The 14,977-nt window shown below is 53.5% G+C and carries 12 protein-coding genes and 1 tRNA gene; 5 read left to right on the forward strand and 8 right to left on the reverse strand.

Annotation, left to right across the window (positions count from 1 at the left end; genetic code table 11):
* Nucleotides 1-13 precede the first annotated feature (13 nt).
* Nucleotides 14-1,339 carry a DUF6178 family protein gene (locus ACWGKN_RS07725; RefSeq protein ID WP_452094985.1) on the reverse strand — a complete coding sequence of 442 codons (1,326 nt, stop codon included), beginning with the start codon at nucleotides 1,337-1,339 and terminating at the stop codon, nucleotides 14-16.
* Nucleotides 1,340-1,763: 424 nt separating this feature from the next.
* Between ACWGKN_RS07725 and ACWGKN_RS07730 the strand changes: the two genes are divergently transcribed.
* Nucleotides 1,764-3,869, forward strand: coding sequence for a DNA topoisomerase 3 (locus ACWGKN_RS07730; RefSeq protein WP_452094986.1), 2,106 nt, complete (start codon nucleotides 1,764-1,766; stop codon nucleotides 3,867-3,869).
* Between the two features lie 380 nt (nucleotides 3,870-4,249).
* On the opposite strand, the gene ACWGKN_RS07735 is transcribed toward ACWGKN_RS07730, so the two are convergent.
* The 7 genes from ACWGKN_RS07735 to ACWGKN_RS07765 form a co-directional block, all read right to left on the reverse strand.
* Entirely contained in the window at nucleotides 4,250-5,500 is a 1,251-nt protein-coding gene (locus ACWGKN_RS07735; protein ID WP_452094987.1) for an IS701 family transposase, read from the reverse strand.
* A 10-nt stretch (nucleotides 5,501-5,510) separates the two neighbouring features.
* Nucleotides 5,511-7,532 (reverse strand): hypothetical protein, encoded by a 2,022-nt coding sequence (locus ACWGKN_RS07740; RefSeq protein WP_452094988.1) that lies wholly within the window; start codon nucleotides 7,530-7,532, stop codon nucleotides 5,511-5,513.
* Nucleotides 7,493-7,969 (reverse strand): sacsin N-terminal ATP-binding-like domain-containing protein, encoded by a 477-nt coding sequence (locus tag ACWGKN_RS07745; RefSeq protein ID WP_452094989.1) that lies wholly within the window; start codon nucleotides 7,967-7,969, stop codon nucleotides 7,493-7,495. Before ACWGKN_RS07745 ends, ACWGKN_RS07740 begins: the two co-directional genes overlap by 40 nt.
* Nucleotides 7,970-8,219: 250 nt before the next feature.
* Nucleotides 8,220-8,867, reverse strand: coding sequence for a Fic/DOC family protein (locus tag ACWGKN_RS07750; RefSeq protein WP_452094990.1), 648 nt, complete (start codon nucleotides 8,865-8,867; stop codon nucleotides 8,220-8,222).
* Nucleotides 8,864-9,250 (reverse strand): hypothetical protein, encoded by a 387-nt coding sequence (locus tag ACWGKN_RS07755; RefSeq protein WP_452094991.1) that lies wholly within the window; start codon nucleotides 9,248-9,250, stop codon nucleotides 8,864-8,866. The genes ACWGKN_RS07750 and ACWGKN_RS07755 overlap by 4 nt, the downstream gene beginning before the upstream one ends.
* Nucleotides 9,219-9,443, reverse strand: a complete 225-nt coding sequence (locus ACWGKN_RS07760; protein WP_452094992.1) for a hypothetical protein — start codon at nucleotides 9,441-9,443, stop codon at nucleotides 9,219-9,221. The genes ACWGKN_RS07755 and ACWGKN_RS07760 overlap by 32 nt, the downstream gene beginning before the upstream one ends.
* Nucleotides 9,444-9,680: 237 nt before the next feature.
* Nucleotides 9,681-9,776: transfer RNA gene (locus ACWGKN_RS07765), tRNA-OTHER, on the reverse strand.
* Nucleotides 9,777-9,955: 179 nt separating this feature from the next.
* On the opposite strand from ACWGKN_RS07765, the gene ACWGKN_RS07770 reads away from it, so the two are divergent.
* The 4 genes from ACWGKN_RS07770 (at nucleotide 9,956) to ACWGKN_RS07785 (ending at nucleotide 14,932) form a co-directional block, all read left to right on the forward strand.
* Nucleotides 9,956-11,170 carry a tyrosine-type recombinase/integrase gene (locus ACWGKN_RS07770; RefSeq protein WP_452094993.1) on the forward strand — a complete coding sequence of 405 codons (1,215 nt, stop codon included), beginning with the start codon at nucleotides 9,956-9,958 and terminating at the stop codon, nucleotides 11,168-11,170.
* 101 nt (nucleotides 11,171-11,271) lie between these two features.
* On the forward strand, nucleotides 11,272-11,820 hold the full coding sequence (locus tag ACWGKN_RS07775; protein WP_452094994.1) for a hypothetical protein: 549 nt from the start codon (nucleotides 11,272-11,274) through the stop codon (nucleotides 11,818-11,820).
* A 158-nt stretch (nucleotides 11,821-11,978) separates the two neighbouring features.
* Nucleotides 11,979-12,188 (forward strand): helix-turn-helix domain-containing protein, encoded by a 210-nt coding sequence (locus ACWGKN_RS07780; protein WP_035227341.1) that lies wholly within the window; start codon nucleotides 11,979-11,981, stop codon nucleotides 12,186-12,188.
* A gap of 212 nt (nucleotides 12,189-12,400) precedes the next feature.
* A complete protein-coding gene (locus ACWGKN_RS07785) occupies nucleotides 12,401-14,932 on the forward strand; it encodes a YfjI family protein (RefSeq protein WP_452094995.1) in 2,532 nt (843 codons plus the stop codon).
* Nucleotides 14,933-14,977: the final 45 nt, after the last annotated feature.

Raw genomic sequence — 14,977 nt, forward strand, 5'->3', positions numbered from 1 at the left:
CCAAAGATCATGATTATCGACAAATTCGGCCAACAAGCTTTTTCAGGCGAACATGGGCTGCATCGATTTCGGCGAGACTGGCAAAGGCCTTGACCGCTTCAGCTCGGGCCGGATCAAAACCGCTGTGTAAAGGGTGACGACCGAGCAGCGCGGTGATGAAGGCGCGTTCCAGTCGATCGCCCGGCTCATCCGACTGGTTTGTCTCGGCCAGATCATACCAGGCACGAAACCGGGGCTTCTCCAGGGACTGCCGCGCCTCCTGCTGAAGTCCCAGGGTCGCAGCAAAACCGTGCCGGAACAGATCGGTTATGCTCCAGACTTCCAGCAGATCGGCCGCCTTGGCGGCTGCGCCGTCCGGCGGGCAGTTTTCCTCCCGGACCAGCAGCGCTTCCATCCCCAGGGAAATGGTGTCCCGCACCCGCTCGGCAATATCTGTTATCTGTTGTATATCACGGGCATGCTCTCCATAGGCGATGATCGCGCTGTTGATGGCCCAGACTATTTCCTGCTCCAGGCCTGACAACCGTTCCTTATCGGTAATCTGGGACAGGGCCTGCTGCAACAGGGAGGTTCCGACCAAAGGACCGGCATACACGGACGGCAGCCGGGAGATAGCGCTGTCCGTCGGTTTCCGGGGCCGGGGCAAGGGTTGACGAATGGCCGGGCGGGAGAAGAGGACAGCGGCCTCCTCTGGCGGCGCAAAGCCGATATCCTGCATACGGCCGTTACGGAAGTGCAAGGCCTCTTCTTCGATCTGGGTCGGCAGATCCACCCGGGAAGCGCTCAGCAGTTGATGGGATGCGGCAGGATCGTATTGGTACAGGGCGTCCAGCAACGAAAAAGGATGGGTCTTCAGCGCCACCTCATCCTTTACATCGAGGAGAAAAAAACCGTCCGGGGTCGCGGCACGGGGCGTGTCTTTCTCTTTGTCCTCTTCAGGAACCTGATCGGTATCAGGATCATACACCGTGACGGTCTTGGCCAGATAAAGGAGCTGCACCACATAGTCCAGGGAGAAAAAAGCCATGGCCAGGGCTTCGGGACCGGCCAGCGCAAAGGCCGTCAGCCATTCATCAAGATTGTCGACGGCAAAGTCGTAACGATCCCAGCAATCCAGATCGATGCAGGCCTCCAGTTGTTCCTGACTCAACTCGAGAAGGATGGGCAGGGCCTGGTCCAGACCGATCTCTCTGGCAATATAATAGGCCTCCAAAGGTTCGAGGGCTGCAACTTCCTCGGCCAGGTCGGCGGCAGCCAGAATCCGCTCGCCCCGGCGGGACAGGGAACGGATCAGATCGGCACGGAACGGGGTTAATTCTACACTCTTGTTATCGGTCATGTTTTTCTTGTCAGTCAGAACTGATTGAAGATATTCGCCGCGGGGCACGGGGGAATCAGCGAAAAATACCCAAAGGGGATCAAGCCAGGTGCGACAAATGAATGTCCCCTTGTAAAAGGAAAACATCCCTTTGGCATAGACTATCTCTTCTTAATACTCTACGTTCCATGAAAATGCCAACCATCGAAATGGTGTTGTCTCTGCAACCGTTTAGGGGCCGTTACGAAATAACCATTACATATTCATCCATTTCGTTACGGCCCCTTATGCCGGTAACGACGATCCACTGTTACGGTTATTTTAAACAACGGCTTACCGATACCCCCGGCCAGCAGCCAGGTTTGCTGCTCACCGAGGGGAGGTCGGTTATCATGCTGCCCCCCTTGGTCACCGAAAGAATCAAAGATCGCGAGAAAATCGTCCGATGAAAGTTGTTATTGCCGAAAAGCCGTCCGTGGCCCGCGATATTGCCAAGGTTCTCAATATTACCGCCAGGAAGACAGGGTATATCGAGGGCCGCGGCTGCGCGGTCACCTGGGCCTTCGGGCATCTGGTAACCCTTCAGGAACCGGGCGAATATGATCCGGCGCTCAAGCGCTGGTCGCTCGACACCCTCCCCTTTGTGCCCGACGAATTCAAGCTCACCCTGATCAAAAACCACGGCGTGGCGGAGCAGTTCCAGCTGATCAGGACCTTGTGCGAACAGGCCGAGGAAATCGTCTGCGCCACTGATGCCGGTCGGGAAGGAGAACTGATCTTCCGCTACATTCTGGCGCTGTGCCGCTGCGAAGACAAACCGATTCGCCGGCTCTGGCTCAACTCGCTGACCCCCGAGGCCATTCAGGCGGCGTTCAAGGACCTCAAGGACGGCCACGACTACGACGCGCTCTATGCCGCCGCCCGCTGCCGCAGCGAGTCCGACTGGATTGTCGGCCTCAACGCCACTCGCTACTACACCGTCCGCCACGGCCAGATCGGCGGCAGCGACCGCGTCCTCTGGAGTATCGGCCGGGTGCAGACGCCGGTGCTGGCCATGATCGTCGAACGTGACGATACCATTCTCCAATTCCGTCCCCAGCCATTCTGGGAACTCACTACCCGCTATCGCGAGGTGGTGTTCAAGTACAGCGGCCAGCGCTTCGAACAACCGGAGAAGGCCCGGGCCCTGCTCGACACCATAACCGGCCAGCCCTTTGTTATCAGCGGCAGCGCCGGAAAAGAGCACAAGGAGCAACCGCCGCAGCTCTTCGACCTTACCACCCTGCAGCGCGAGGTCAACAAGCAGCACGGCCTGTCGGCGGCCGACACCCTCGCCGCCGCCCAGAATCTGTATGAGGCCAAACTCGTTACCTATCCGCGTACCGATTCACGTTATCTGAGCAAAGATCTGCAACCGGGCGTTGCCAGGATCATGGAGAAGCTCATGGCCATCCGAGCCGAACAGATCGCGCCGCTCGACCTCGCCAGACTGCCGTTCACCCCTCGGATCATCGACGACACCAAGGTGACCGACCATCACGCCATCATTCCCACCGGCGTCAGACCGCGTAACCTGGGCGACAATGATCAGCTCGTCTATGACGCAATCACCACCCAGTTCATCGCCGCCTTCTATCCTGTCTGCCTCAAACAGGTGACCACGGTTGACGGCGTCAGCCGGCAGGTACCATTTCAGGCCAAAGGAACGCGGATTATCGAGCCAGGCTGGACCATCCTCTTCCCGAAAAAGAAGTTGAGCCAGGACGCTGCCGACGACCAGGCCCTGCCGGCCTTCAGCAAAGGGGAAAGCGGCCCGCATGAGCCGTCCCTGCGCGAAGGCAGGACCAAACCGCCCGGTCACTTCACCGAAAACTCGCTGCTCGGCGCCATGGAGGCCGCCGGCAAGTTTGTCGAAGACGACACCCTGCGTGAGGCGCTCAAGGAGCGCGGCATCGGCACGCCCGCCACCCGCGCCGCCATCATCGAAACCCTGCTCCGCCGCGACTATATCCAGCGCGAGAAAAAACAACTGCGCTGCACCGACATGGGCCGCTGCCTGATCGCCCTCATCCAGGACCCCCTGCTCAAATCGCCGGAGATGACCGGGGAGTGGGAGGAAAACCTGAAAAAAATCGAGCGCGGCCAACTGGCCCCCGATATCTTCATGGCCGGGATCAGCGGCTACATCCGCAGCCTGATCGAACACAGCTCCGCTCGGCGGCTCGACCCCGCCCGCTGGGGCAGCTGCCCTCTCTGCGGCAAGGAGGTTATCAAGGGGAAACGGGCCTACGGCTGCTCCGGCTGGGAAGAAGGTTGTCCTTTTGTGCTTGAAGCGGAGCACAGAGGGGTAACGCTCACGCCCAGGCGGATTCAGGCCCTGCTGCAACTGCGCATCCTGCCGCAGCCGGTCAGGATCGATGACGAACCGCGCATCCTCATCCTCTCCACCCGGGGTCTGATCATGGACCTGCGGCTGCCCTCCGCCGACCGGCAAAAAACCCTCGTCAAAGAAGATCGTCCTGCCAAACCCCTGGTCCGGGATAACGAATAGCTGGCGGCCACCACCTCCCTTCCCGATTTTCCGGCTCCAGACTGTCTAAATGGCATACGGTTCTCTTTTCCTTGCCTTCCTGTATGCTGACATCAAGGCCTCGATTGTCGACATGTTTGCCAAACTTGAGGTTACCACGGCGGTTACCCCGGAAAAGGCGGAGAAGATCTCAGAAGGCCATTGCAAGGCAACGCGTCACGCAACGCGGCGGGCAACGCTGAAAAAGAGGATAGCACAAAAATGGTTAGCTTCTCGGTTAGCCCTACAACGACACATATGACTTATCTGTCGGCATCCGTAACCTCTTTTTCCGATGTGAAAGGTAAGCCCGATGGTTCCGCACCTGAACCCACTGTACCAGAGCGATGGCCATATCGATGTCAAACACACGCAAGGGCAATATTGCCTTGAGTAAAACCCTCAGTTGCGATGGCGTAATAACTGGTACTTTTTTTTCCCAACCGGATCTTGAGATGCCAGAGAAAGTAATGACTCAGCATGCATGTCAGCATATGGTGGTGCCAGCCTGGAAATTTGCGCACCTCATACTGGTCCATGCCAAGTTCGGTTTTGGTTTCTTCGAAGCATTGCTCGATCGCCCAGCGCAGCCCGCTCAGCCATACAAGTTTGGCCAAAGGAACACTGAGCGGTGCATTGGAAATAAAATAGGAATACGTCGGTTCAGGCTCAAGCGTTCTACGAATCAACAGCCAGACTGTTTTCCACGGCATCCCATGCCGAGAGATGGTCACCCGTCGCTTGGTGAACTCATACTCGATCGGTCCCTTGGTGCCCTCGGAGACTTTTCGCCGGTACCAGAAGAAATCGTTGATCCGCGCGGCAAAGGATTTAACGGAAATCGATGCTTTGACCTGGTCGGAAACCAGCTCTTTCGTATGCTGTTGCCCGCCGTATTGATAGGTCTTTCGAATTACGACCGGGTGCTTGAGCCAGCATAACGTGTCTTCCGGTATTTGCAGGAGATATGTGACCCCGGTCAGAACCTCGATGGCGTCTATGAACTCGCTGCTGTTGGCATAGACGGAATCGGCAAGGACATAACGGAACGGCAGTATGCCTTGGTCGGAGATCTCCGAGAGCATGTCGACAGCAAGCTGTGGCTTGGTGCGAAAGAGTACGTCAGTCGGCAGTTTGCATTTGTCCCGTTTAGCACGATAGGCATCGGAGAACCACTTCTCGGGAACATAGAGCCGTTTATCGATAAGAGTGTAGCCATGCCGCGAAGCATAGGCAGCGAAAACGCCGACCTGGCAATTGTCGACCTTGCCGATGGTACCGCAGTATTGGCGGCCGACGCCGATAGAGTCGTTGCCTTTTTTGACGAAACCGCTCTCGTCGAAAATAATGGCTCCATCGGGATGCCCCAGGTCATCGTTAACAAGACTACGATAGATATCTATGATCCTGGCATCATCCCACGGCGCGTCGGAAACAAAGCGTTGCATCGCTCGGACTTTGCCGCCTTCCGTAGCAATGGCAATCGGCTCGATTGACTTGCGCTCGAGGTGGCTGAATTGACCGGTCATGTACCGATAGAAATTGTCACGGGATTCGCTGCGCTGAAAACACTCTGCGAAGTTCTCGTGGAACCCTTTGAGTTCGTAGGCCATATTTACTATATCATCGCGATCCAACTGAAACTGAGGTATTTGATAGAGATAGTCCGATTGTCGAATATCTGGTAACATGGCTCCACCTCCTTGTAGGTGTTTTTATTTCACCATACCAGAAGGGCCTGACAAACATCAAGATAAAATTGATTAAATTGCGTTGTAGGGCTAACCATTGACTAGGTTTAAGACCTTGCGAATAGCTGAAAAGCAATCTGGACACATTGCGGTTCTTGAGATCGGCAGGCGACAAAGCAATAAGCTTTTTCTGGATGCAGTCATAGCCCTCCAGGATTTTCAAATTTCCTGCCTGAACAAGCACTGCGCGCCGCTGTTCCTCGCTCTGGCTTTGCAGAATTTCCCTGGCAATATCTCGGCAATGTTTGATCGTCTCCTGGTCGTCCTGCCTTTCATAGTTGATGATCAGCTCATGCAGTTTTTTTAGAAGAGCAAGGGCGCTGTCGAGCGTAAGTTTTGCCGTCCCTGCGGCTTCTGGCGCATCAAATTCACCGGCAAGGATCAGCACCGAAGAAACCTCGTTTTGGAGTTGCTGAACCACTGCAGGCACATCCTGCTTGATCGGGTATCTATTCTTTGCGTGAATGAAGGCCACAAACTCTTGCACTTTGCCGCGATATTGCCGAAGCTCGGTGCCAAGACCGCCAAAGGCACGTTTATAGATTTTCTGCAGACAGGCCTGTAACTCTCCCGTATTGAGAAATGGCCTGACAGAATCATCGGCAAGGAAGGCGAGCAGGTAGTCCAGGCATCCCTGGTCGGCAAAAACGCGGTGTGCATCCAGCTGCAGCAGGCTGAGCAGATCTTTTACCTCCCACTGTGGCAGTGACAGAGAGGCATGGAGGTGTGGGGCTCCCTTGAGTAATGGGACGACATTCTGTTTTTCAAAAAAAACCAGTTCAGGAAAAGTCGCCCACGGTCTGTCCGGGATCGAAGCAGGCGGTTCGGGTAAGAGGCGCATGGTCTGATCCGGAGAGATGAGCCCCCATTCCTTGCCTTTCCTGGTGAGTCGGCAAACCCAGGAGTGCTGGGCGCAAATTACTCTGCGGTATTGTCTGAAGGTCTGTGAATCCGACAACCCCTGACTCAGATGCCAACGGTCATCGGCTGATAATCTTGTTCTGCCCACAAACCCTGCCAGTGAAGGAAGAATCAGCGGCAAGGTTCCTTGCCGAGCGAGCCTGCGGTTCCACAAATTTCGCAGCTCTGCCTCATTAGCCGGAGGGGCTGAATGCTCGGGCAATCCACCCTCGTCCTGAAACCCTTCGATATCGGCACGGCCGGCATCAACGAAGAAGTATCCGTGCAGAGTCAAGCGAAACGTCCTGTTACCACCGCATCGTTTGGTTTCGTTTCTCTTCTCGCCGATGGGAAGAAAAACCGCCCAGTTGATGATGAAACGCCCTGCTCCCCTTTCATCCGACGATGAGAAAACAGCAGTGCAATGTCCTTGAGCCTTGTCGGGGGCCTCCTCGCTCTCGCCGGACTCATTTCGAACGAAGGTCTTCGGCCAGAGCGTTGAGTGTTTGAGAGCTAGAAACTCAGGCGTTGCGACCAACCGCTCATGGCCGGTATAGGAAGTGAGACTCTTCTTTACTTCTTCCCGGCGCGAATAAATTGCGGCACCCCACATCTCCCTGCCTGTATGTGCCTGTTCCAAGTCACGACTGATCCGCTTTGAACGTGGATCGAGCATTACCTCAAAAACAGGGTCAGCGGCTCCATCCCAAAACCGTATTTGGGTAATCCGTCGTAGCAGCGGCATTAGCGAGGCTATCCTTTGAGGAAGATCCGGCTCATGGAGAAAATCGAGATGGGTAGGAGTATCGCCTGGGAATTCGTTGATGATGCTGCCAACAGTCTTCCCGTCTTTGGTGTGGAGATGTTCCTTTTTCCGTAATGGTAGCCAAAGGAGAAAAAAGGTGTTGCGCGCCAGGTCCATGGCATCCAGCACAGCGCGCACCTGATTGATGATCAGCTCGCCATCCGTGGAAGAAAAATTGTCCCAATCCACATGGTGGGAGACGAATTCCTCGTTGCTCGACCAGGGATTGAGGATTTCCGCATACTCTTTCTCCCGATTCCGGGCCAGGAAAAAAAGGCCTCGCAGAAGTGAAAGACACTCTTCATGCCGAGGCCGAATTTGCCGATGGAAGACTGCTCAACAGCTTTACGGTTTAAGGCAAATGACCGGATAGCCCGATCGTCGGAATCCTTGAAGTCTCCGCTATTAATGAAATACAGGCCCGGACCTTTCAGGAGTGGGTGCTGCGCCGCGGGGATTCCAGGTGACAACCCAAATTCAAGCTGAATCGACTCGTCAGCAGTGCCGGCATCGTCAGCATTCTGGATAATTTCTTTGAGAACTGGAAATCCGCTTTGGTAGCGGTCGCGCAGGTTGTCCGCAATGAGATTGATAATCTGCAGAGGGTCATGAATATATCCAGCCATTTACCCATCCTCCTCCCCTTTTCTACCAGCGAGAGCTCCCCGCTCATTGGGGTAGAAGAGCTTTCGCATTTGAGGGAGTTGTGTTATAATTTCAACATGAAAAGAACATCTCTCCTTACAACGAACAGCTATCTGAAAGACCACAGCACCCGGGACCGGCTGCTGCGCCGTACCATTCTGTCCTCCAGCGCCGTCGAAGGGGCGGGCAAGCCCGCTGCCAGAGCGCTGGGCTTCGACAACACTCGGACTTCTACTCCCCCCGCCGAAGTGTCCCCGCCAAAACGGCCCTGAAAATATCTTCCATGGGCCGGTAATTGTAGTCCAGCCCCGCCTGCACCGCGGCGAAATACTGCTGCCGGGTTTTTCCCGTGATGACGCTGAAATCAAAGGGTGGGAAATCGGCCTGCAACCCCATCAGAACGGCGAGCATCCTGGCCAGCCGACCGTTCCCTTCCCTGAAAGGATGAATGAGCACAAGTTCGGTGTGGACGACGGCAATGGCGTGGATCGCCTCTTCCTGCACTGGTGACAGACACGGCGTGAATTCTCTGAGTGGCCCCTGCTCGAGTTGCTCCATAAGCGTGGGTACCTGACGAGCCATGGCGAAGGTAAAATTGCTCTTGCTGATATTGACCTGGCGATATTTTCCTGCCCATTCATAAATGTCTCCCAGCCAGGCCTCGTGCATCCGGCAGATGTCCGCTGCGGTAAAACAGTGCTCCCGGTCGTAGATTTCGAGAAATCCATTGAGGGCGCGGAGCTGCTCACGGGCCTCGAGTTCATCCATGGCCCGCTTGCCGGTGATCCCCAGCTTATTCAACAGCACCCGCCCCCGCGATCCCGGCTGGAAGCTGTCTTCGATAAGTCCACTGGTCTTGTACCGGCCGCCTTTTTTCATCCCGCAAACCTCCGCTCAAACTCGGCCCAGACCACTTCATAATCTTTTTCCCGGTCGCAGCGGTCGAAGGGGGCGGTATAGGTGATAGTTCGCTCCACCGGGCCGCCGGGCATGGTGTCGTCGAGAACGATACGGGAGAAGGTTCCTGATGGCTTGTCTTTGATTTCATACCATTCTGGACGAGTGAAACCAACACCGGTCAACCCCTTGGAATTGGTGAAAACAATTCGGCCGTTTTGGTCATACCAGGTGTCAGCTTCATTTTCGCGTAAAATTGGAAAATGTATACGATATACCAAACACAATTCATTTAAATCTAAGCCAAGTGCCATAGCAGCAAGAACATCAATTTCAATTAGCGCCTGTCTCCTGCTGAAAGCCATTCTTAAACCGCAGTTTCTGGTCCACATGGAAGATAATTGAAAACAAGATTTTACGAATTTTCCCGAATGCCTCTTCAACTAATTTATCATCATCCTTCTCAAGATTCTTGTGACCCTTTTGAATCTTAGCAATTTTTTTATCTGATTCAATTTTAACAACAACCAATTGTTCGTCCATACTCTGTTCGTCCATGCTAGTCACCATCTATTTGTTATCATTGATTATTAATTGAATAAACCCATATTAAATCGATTTCAAGGAATACTTGCCTCCTACAAAAAGCATGATACACAGTACCAAACATGAATCTAAAAATCAAAAAATCGCACATTTGCCTATATTGCGATTTTCTTTTATAGAAATAGCATAGAAATCAATATCAAAAACAAAAAAGCACTTATCGAATTAACGATAAGTGCTTGATTTTATTGGAGCCAATATGCGGATTCGAACCGCAGACCTACTGATTACGAATCTCGGAGTCAGCATATTTACCGTCAATGATGAATCATTATACATATTGACAAAACAATCATTTACATATACTCTGACCTTGATGGAGGATGACTAAAAACAGTAAAAATCGACCTAGAAAGTAGCACCGGGGTAGCACCGAAATAGCACCTGAACGACCCACTGACAGAAATCTGCCCCCCGGCCTTGGTGCTACCATGGTGCTACCTTTTTACGAACAGAGGCTCAAGATGACTCAAGAAAAGGTGAATTTCACTAAGGCGGCAATCGAGAGAATGGTATCACCGGAGAGCGGGCGCCTGTACGTTTACGACGAAAAAGAATCCGGCCTATTACTTCAAATCACCCCCAACGGCCGGCGGACCTTCCAGCTATATCGTAAATTTCAAGGCCGTCCTGTACGTGTGACCATTGGCACTTACCCGGAATACACAGTGGAACAGGCACGGAAGAAGGCGCGGGAAATCAAGACCGATATGGGCGCCGGCAAGAACCCGAACGACACCCTTCGTTCTCAGCGGGAAGAGATGACCTTTGGCGGGCTATTTGAGCAGTATATGACCCGCCATGCAAAAGTGAATAAAAGATCCTGGCGAGAAGATCAGCGACAGTATGACCAGTATCTCGGAAAGTTTGCCAACAAACGCCTAAGTGACATCACCAAGAAGGATATTGCTGCACTCCATTCCAAGGTCGGCAAGGAAGCGAAAACGGCAGCAAACCGCCTTCTCTCCCTTCTGTCATCCGTTTTCGGCAGAGGGATTGAGTTTGGACTATGGGAAGGCACGAATCCCTGTATCGGCATCCGGCGATTCACCGAACAATCACGAGACAGGTTTTTAAGCGGTGATGAACTGAGGCGATTCTTTGAAGCATTGGCGCAAGAGCCAAGCGGCACCGCCCGCGATTTTTTCCTTGTGAGTTTGTTCACCGGAGCCCGCCGGGCAAATGTCCTTTCAATGCAATGGTCCGATATCGACCTTGACGCGGCATCCTGGCGTATCGGCAGGACCAAGAATGGCACTCCACAGACTGTCGCCTTGGTGGAACCAGTAATGGAGATCCTTCAGGACCGCCGGAAACGTATTTCCTCGCTCTTCGTTTTTCCGGGCCGGGCTCGGGAAGGGGAAACGTTGAAGAGCGGACACTTTGTCGAACCACGGAAGGCATGGGTGCGTATCTGCAAGGCAGCCGGGATCGAGGGCGCACGAATCCACGACCTGAGGCGGACGATGGGATCATGGCAAGCCATGACCGGGGCCTCTCTTCCTGTCATCGGCAAGAGCCTGAACCACAAGAGCGCTTCCACAACACAAATCTATGCACGTCTCGACCTCGACCCGGTACGGTCTTCGATGGAGAAGGCAGCGTCGGCGATGATGTCGGCAGCGACTGCGCCAGCAAAGGTTGTCAAGTTGCGCCGGGCGGCCAGCGGCAAAGAGTAGCTGAGAAGTTTGTCACCGGGATAGGATGGCCCCCGAAAAGCCGTAAACCCTGACGGCCTGCCCGGTGATTGTTTCCAGGGATTATTTGTGAGGGTGCAAAAATGGCGAAACCAAGGCTAAAATGGTACACGGCTGATCAACTCGCAAAAGAATGGGAGAAGTACTCGATTCGACAAGAAGAAATCAACCATTACCTTGAAAATGGCCAACTGAAGAGGTGGAAGAAGTTTGCTTCAAACACTACCGGTAAAGACGTATTCCTTGAGGCGCCCCCTTTTAGTTGGACAGAGGAGAACGAAGATTTGATGCTGCTAAATGGCCGCCGTGACCTGTGTGTAGTTTTGGATAATCTCAAGCGACCAGACTATATCATGCTGGAAGAGGTTGAGCGTTTCGAAAAAGAGCACGGCCTGCTTGTAGACGGCAATATGGTCTGGTCCGAGACAAAGAAGCAGGTTGACCAACTGATCGGAACAACTTTCCGCACCGGACGAAAAGAAATTATGGAGGCGCTTAAAGTGGCCTCATGGGACACGGTCGTGAGTTATCGGGACGACAGAGGCCTTATCATCGTCACAAATCCAGCCGGTAAGCCAGTAACCACCGACGAGGAAATCGCCCGCTGGCAAACGTCCAAAAAGAAAAAATAACTCCTCCCTTTTTACCCCCCTTTTTACCCCCCTTTTACCCTCTTTTTACCCTCTTTTTACCCCCCTGCCATACTCTTTAACTATATGAAATTGCATTGTTTTTCATAAAAAGAGACGTATAATCATAGGCATCAACAAACCCTAATTGGAGGTGCCTAATGGAAACGATCAAAAACGCAAGAGCTACCGACAAACTTCTAACTCAGGAACAAGCGGCGGAATTGCTTGGAGTCCTTCCCAAGACCTTGCAGGCATGGCGGACGACGCAACGCTATCCGTTGAAATTCGTCAAGGTGGGTCGGTGTGTTCGTTACAGACTCCAGGACCTTGCAGATTTTATCGAGAAGCGAACCTTTACAGGAATGTGAGGGGGCGCCGATGGCAAAAAACAAAACGCCGGTCTCCTGCCCCCAGAAGGTCGGCGTCAAAACCAAACACAATCGACACCCACAATGTAGCACATCTTTCCCCGTATGGCAACGATCCATCCGCCGGTGGATCAATCGGGTGCTGGTTCGCATGGCGGTCCTCGGATTGCTTCCGATCCCCCTGGTCGAGGCGATCCTCGGGAGGTGGCGGAATGACTAAAGCGATGAACTCCGATGCGCTGAAATTCTGTTCCGGATTCGGACAATTTCACACAAACAAGCCCTCGCCTAATCAGCAGGCGTACACTGGTATCAGTCTTCAAGAAATCGAGGCGATGGTTCTGGACCCCCAGAGTGTGCCTAAACCGGAAGCAAGGTGGGCTATTCCCTCGACCGAGAAAACCAGGAACTATGCGGCTCAGCAGGAAAACGGCCAATTCGGTTTTGTATGGGCGGACCTCGACTATGTCCAATGCAATATCGAATGTGTGGCCAAAACATTGCGGGAGATACTGCCGCCGGGAACGAAATTTTTCGTCTATACGTCAAGAAGTGCCACCCCAGAAAATCAGCGATGCCGCGTAATAGTTGAGTATGCCAATCTGTTGGCTTGGCAAGATCACGAATCGGCAGCGCAGATCCTCAACGACCGGCTGGAAAAAGCAGGTATAAAGCCTGACCACAAGAGCGAGTTGTCGGGCCAGTTATGCTACTTGCCGAACCGCGGTGAGTTTTACGACTATCACATTGAACATGGCGAGACTCTTGACCCCATAAGGGCTTTTGGCGACGAATTTACCGCGAAGCGAACCCTTCGTATCGAGGAAGAACAGAGTCGCCGGCGGCAACGAGAGGAAGCCCGACGAAAAGCAGAAGAGCGTCGTGCATCTGGATTCGAAAGCCCGATACAGGCATACAACATGGCCAATCCGCTTGAAGATGTCCTTGAACTCTACGGATACCAGAAAGTCAGGGGCCGTTATCTTTCACCGAACTCTGGGAGCGGATCCCCCGGCGTATCAATCAAAGAAGATGGCCGGTGGGTTTCTTCTCATGAATCCGACGCGGCAACAGTAGGAAAATTCGGCGATACCTTCGACCTGTTCTGTTACTACGAGCATCACGGCAATCGAGACGCAGCGCTGAAGGCGGCGAGAGAAAAGTATTGCCAGCCTGGTTCGTCTTCCTCAAGTGCTGGTGTCGAGTTTGGACCGGATTTTTTCGAGAATTCAGGACAAGCAACTGTAGCAACTGTAGCAAGTGTAGCAGTAGCAAAATGGCCGGAGCCAATTTCTTTGGTTGTGAATCAACGACCTGATCCTTATCCCCTTGAAGCATTACCGGGGGTCATCGGAGAGGCCGTCAAGGAAGTTGTGGGTTTCGTGCAGTGCCCAGTTGCATTGGCGGCTTGTTCCGCCCTGTCTGCGGTCTCCACCGTTGTCCAAGGTTTAGCCGATATTCGACGATCAGAACGGCTGGAAGGACCAACAAGCCTTTACTGTCTGGCGATTGCCGATAGCGGAGAACGGAAATCCACAGTCGATGATTTTTTTTCAAGACCCATTCGGGATTGGGAGACGCAAAAAGCCGATGAAATGAAGGTCGACCTGAAGCGATTCGCGGCAGAAAATCAAACATGGGAGGCAAGGAAGGCCGGAATCTTAACGGCGATCAAGGATACTGCGAAGAATGGAAAAGATACTGAGACCCTCGAAACAAATCTGACAGACCTTGAAGCAAATCAACCCGAGGGACCGACTATACCACGCGTCTTGTTTGGCGATGCCACTCCCGAGGCCTTGGCCTTCAGGCTGGCGCATGGCTGGCCTGTTGGCGGGGTACTGTCATCAGAGGCCGGAATCGTCTTTGGTGGGCACGCTATGGGTAAAGATTCAGCCATGCGGAACATGGCCCTTCTCAATTCACTGTGGGGGGCCGAGAGAGTGACGATAGACCGAAAAACTGGTCCTTCCTTTGTAATTCAGGGTGCAAGGCTAACGATGGGCCTAGCAGTTCAAAGCGAGACAGTGAGGGCCTTCCTTGATTCCTCCAAAGGGTTGGCAAGAGGGATAGGATGGCTTGCTCGGTTTCTAATTGCATGGCCGGAATCCACCCAAGGCACCAGGTTGTTTAGAGATCCGCCCCATCACTGGCCACATCTGGAGAAATTCCATAGGCGGCTCGGATCGCTACTGGATTCTCCCCTGTCGTTTGATGAGTTCGGTAACTTGTCCCCAGATATGCTTGAGCTTTCCCCGGAGGCAAAGGCGGCATGGGTTGCCTTTCACGATGAGGTGGAAGCAGAGCTGAGGCCGGGTAGGGATATGGCTGAAACTCGTGATGTAGCGAGCAAGGCGGCTGACAATGCCGCACGATTGGCGGGGCTGTTCCATGTTTTCGAGAATGGACCTGCCGGGCATGTCGGGATCGATCACATGGAAGCAGCGGCAAGTGTTATCACCTGGCATTTGTACGAGGCCCGGCGGTTCTTGGGTGAAATCGCCCTGCCGGTTGCGATGACAAACGCCCTGAAGCTTGATGAATGGATACTTCGGTACTGTCGAGAGAACGGGGTTTCAAGGATATCTACCAGGAACATTCAGCAATGGGGACCGGGATGCACCAGAGATAGAAAGGCTCTCCAGTCAGCACTGGAGGAACTTGTTGATGCGGCTCGGGTTCGGGTTGTGAAGGATGGTCGGCGGATACTGGTAGAGGTGAACCCGGCATTACTGGAGAAATAACATGTCACTCAGAGACCGAGTAAAAAATCAGTTTGAACGTTTTGC

It is taken from the genome of Desulfoprunum sp. (assembly GCF_053613775.1).